Source organism: Mycolicibacterium vaccae NBRC 14118 = CIP 105934 (assembly GCF_001552715.1).
Classification (GTDB): Bacteria; Actinomycetota; Actinomycetes; order Mycobacteriales; family Mycobacteriaceae; genus Mycobacterium; species Mycobacterium vaccae.
In genome coordinates this window covers 1-3,237 of record NZ_BCRS01000288.1, presented here as the reverse complement: position 1 = coordinate 3,237, position 3,237 = coordinate 1, and the positions used below count along the sequence as shown (strand labels likewise).

Annotated in this window: 3 protein-coding genes; 2 read left to right on the top strand and 1 reads right to left on the bottom strand. The window is 69.4% G+C overall.

Annotation, left to right across the window (positions count from 1 at the left end; genetic code table 11):
* On the top strand, nt 1–577 hold a 577-nt coding region (locus tag MVA01S_RS29200), incomplete at its 5' end, for a Fic family protein (protein ID WP_060941815.1).
* A 440-nt stretch (nt 578–1,017) separates the two neighbouring features.
* Here MVA01S_RS29200 and MVA01S_RS29195 read toward each other — a convergent pair.
* Nucleotides 1,018–1,875, bottom strand: a complete 858-nt coding sequence (locus MVA01S_RS29195) for an HAD-IB family hydrolase (protein WP_003931729.1) — start codon at nt 1,873–1,875, stop codon at nt 1,018–1,020.
* Nucleotides 1,876–2,304: 429 nt separating this feature from the next.
* On the opposite strand from MVA01S_RS29195, the gene ssd reads away from it, so the two are divergent.
* Nucleotides 2,305–3,237 (top strand): septum site-determining protein Ssd (gene ssd / locus MVA01S_RS29190; protein WP_060941814.1); only part of this gene is annotated, 933 nt, incomplete at its 3' end.

Sequence of the window (3,237 nt, the reverse complement as noted above, 5' to 3'; positions counted from 1 at the left end):
GTCGGTGCTCGACGGCGGACCGCTGCAGTTCGCGCCGGACGGCGACCGCGACCCGGTGCTGGCCGGGGCGCTGCGCGTCGCCGAGGCGCTCGAAGGCGGGGAAGGGGCGCTGGTCGGCGTGTGGCGGCGCGCACCGCTGCAGGCCATCGCGAGGCTGCACGCGCTGGCCGCGTCGGACCTGGTCGACGACGACGCACTGGGCCGGCCCCGGGAAGGCACCGGACGACGGCTGGAACTCCTGGCCGACTTGGCCACCGGCGGCACGCGGGTACCGGCGACGGTGCTGGCCGCCGTCGCGCACGGGGAGCTGCTGACGCTGGAACCGTTCGGCGTCGCCGACGGTGTCGTCGCGCGTGCGGTGTCCAGGCTGATCACCATCGCCAGCGGCTTGGATCCGCACGGTCTCGGAGTGCCCGAAGTGCACTGGATGCGGCGCTCCGGCGACTACCGCGCCGCGGCCAGGGGCTTCGCGTCCGGGACGCCGGACGGTCTGGCGGCGTGGCTCGTGCTCAGCAGCGAGGGGCTGCACGCCGGCGCCCGCGAAGCCCTGGCGATCGCGCAGAACGCGACCTCCTGAGCCGAATCGCTCAGCAAACGTGAAGCGGGCGGTGACCCGATAGGTCTTGCGACCGTATCGGCTCACCGCCCGCTAGCACGGGTCACCGGAGGCCAAGCGTGCCGTGTGGGTTGCGTGGGTGGCCTCGGCGTCCTTGCGCTCCGCTACGGCTGCGGCCCCACCCAAGGGGTCGGTGTTGCCGTCCGATCTTCGCAATTACGCAGGCCCGCAACGCTCGTACCTATATGGCGGTATGTGCTCCGCGTGGGTTCCGGGACCCGTGCTAGGGAGCTGAGGTCGGGAGGCCGAGCCTTCTCTTCCGGCTCGGCCTTGGCCTCACCCAGCTTCCGTGATTCCTTTGTACTACGTGACCACGGTCACATCAAGGGGTAAACGCCGTTGTGCGCCCGGATTGTGATGTCGCGCTTCAGCAATGCTTCCGTACCGGCGAGTAGCTGGTATCAGAACGCGAATCGGCGCAGCAGCGAGTACGTGAGCGCCCCCGCCGCCAGCGCGCTCACGCCGACGGCGGCGGTGGTCGCCACGGCCGCCCCGGACGGTGCCGGGATCCGGTCGCGCAGGGACACCGGCTTGGAGAACGTGCGGACCGGCCAGCCGCGTGCCACCGCCTCTTTACGCAGCGCCCTGTCCGGGTTGACCGCGGTGGGGTGCCCGACCAGTTCCAGCATCGGCAGGTCGGTGATCGAGTCGGAGTATGCGTAGCAATGCTCGAGCGCGTAACCCTCGCGATCGGCCAGCGCGCGGATGGCTTCGACCTTGCCCTCGCCGTAGCAGTAGAAGGCGATCTCGCCGGTGTACTTGCCGTCTTCGACCACCATCCGCGTCGCCATCGCGTGGGTGGCCCCCAGCGCGCGGGCGATGGGCGCCACGATCTCCTCGCCCGACGCGGAAACGACCACGACATCGCGTCCGCACAGTTTGTGGTCGGCGATGAGCTCTGCGGCTTCAGCGAACACCAGCGGGTCGACGATCTCGTGCAGGGTCTCCCCGACGATCGCCTTCACCTGCTCGACATCCCAGCCGGCGCACATGTTGGTGATGTAGGAGCGCATGCGGTCCATCTGTTCGTGGTCCGCGCCGGACATCAGGAATAGGAATTGCGCGTAACTCGACTTCAGAACAGTGCGCCGGTTGATTAGCCCCTGGCTGAAGAACGGTTTGCTGAAAGCCAAAGTGCTGGATTTCGCGATGACAGTTTTGTCGAGGTCGAAGAACGCTGCTGTGCGCACCGGACGGTCCGGTGGAGTCGGCGTGGTGGGCGTGTTGCTGTCCTCGGTGGCCGGCTCGGGTGGGGTCACTTCGCCAGCATAAGGGTGGGTGTGCGTGACAGATGACGGCAGATCGTACAAATTGGCAGTTCACGACACCTGTCTGCGACTGCATCTTTCCTGGTCCTTGACCGACTTGTTCCCGTTTCGGTACTTGCGCCGGCCCTGTCATGCGTGTGTATAGTTGTCATTACTCGGCTTATGCCGGGTGTGCATCAGCCCGACCCCCCCGGGGCTGATACACGACGACCTCCGCCTCCTCCCCCCCTGGCGGGGGTCGTCCCTTTTCTGGGGTATTTCGCGTTCCGGATAGATCACGCCCCTCTTGTCGGCGTTGCGGAACGTTGTTTTCGCTGGGCACGCACGCATACCGCGGCAGTTGTCCACAGTGTGATTTTGATCCACAGATCGTTGCCCGCACCCTGGTGCGCGGGGCGGCGCGGGCTCAGGCTCGAAGCCATGACCGTTGCCGAGGCCATCCTGGTTCTGGTCGATGATCCGGTGCTCAGCGCCGACATCGACCGCGTTGTCGCCGCCGCAGGCATGCAGGTGGTGCGCGCGACGGATCCGTCCAGTCATCGGGTGTGGACCGGCGCCGCGGCGGTCCTCGTCGACGCGGCGGCGGCCTGCCGGTGCGCTGCGCGGAGGCTGCCCCGGCGTCCCAGAGTGCTCCTGATCAGCGGCGACGCGCCCGGACCGGACGACTGGGAGGCCGCGGTGGCGATCGGCGCGCAGCGCGTCGTGACGTTACCCACCGACGACCGCGAGCTGATGGCCGAACTCGCCGACGCCACCGAGGCGGCACGCCACGCCGGGGTGCGGGGCCCCGTGGTGGCGGTGCTGGCCGGTCGTGGCGGGGGCGGCGCTTCCGTGTTCGCGACAGCTTTGGCGAAGATCGCGGCGAACTCGCTGCTGATCGACGGGGATCCGTGGGGCGGCGGCCTCGATCTGGTGCTCGGCAGTGAGACCGAACCCGGCCTGCGTTGGCCGGATCTTTCGCTGGCGGGCGGGCGGGTCAGCTTCTCCGCGCTGCGCGACGCGCTGCCCCACCGTCGTGGCGTCAGCGTGCTGTCCGGAAGCCGGGTGTTGTCTGGTGACGATCCCAGCAACGAGGTGGATCCCGCCCCGCTCGAAGCGGTGATCGCGGCAGGCAGTCGCGCGGGCGTGACAGTGGTGTGCGATGTCGCCCGGCGGCCCGGACCGGCCGGCGACACGGCGGTGTCGTCGGCGGATCTGGTGGTGTTGGTCACGCCCGCGGACCTCCGCTCGTGCGCGGCCGGCGCGGCGACCGCGAAGTGGGTCACGGCGGCCAACCCCAATGCCGGGGTGGTGGTGCGCGGTCCGGCCCCGGGCGGGCTGCGGCCGACGGACGTGGCGCGCATCGTCGGCCTG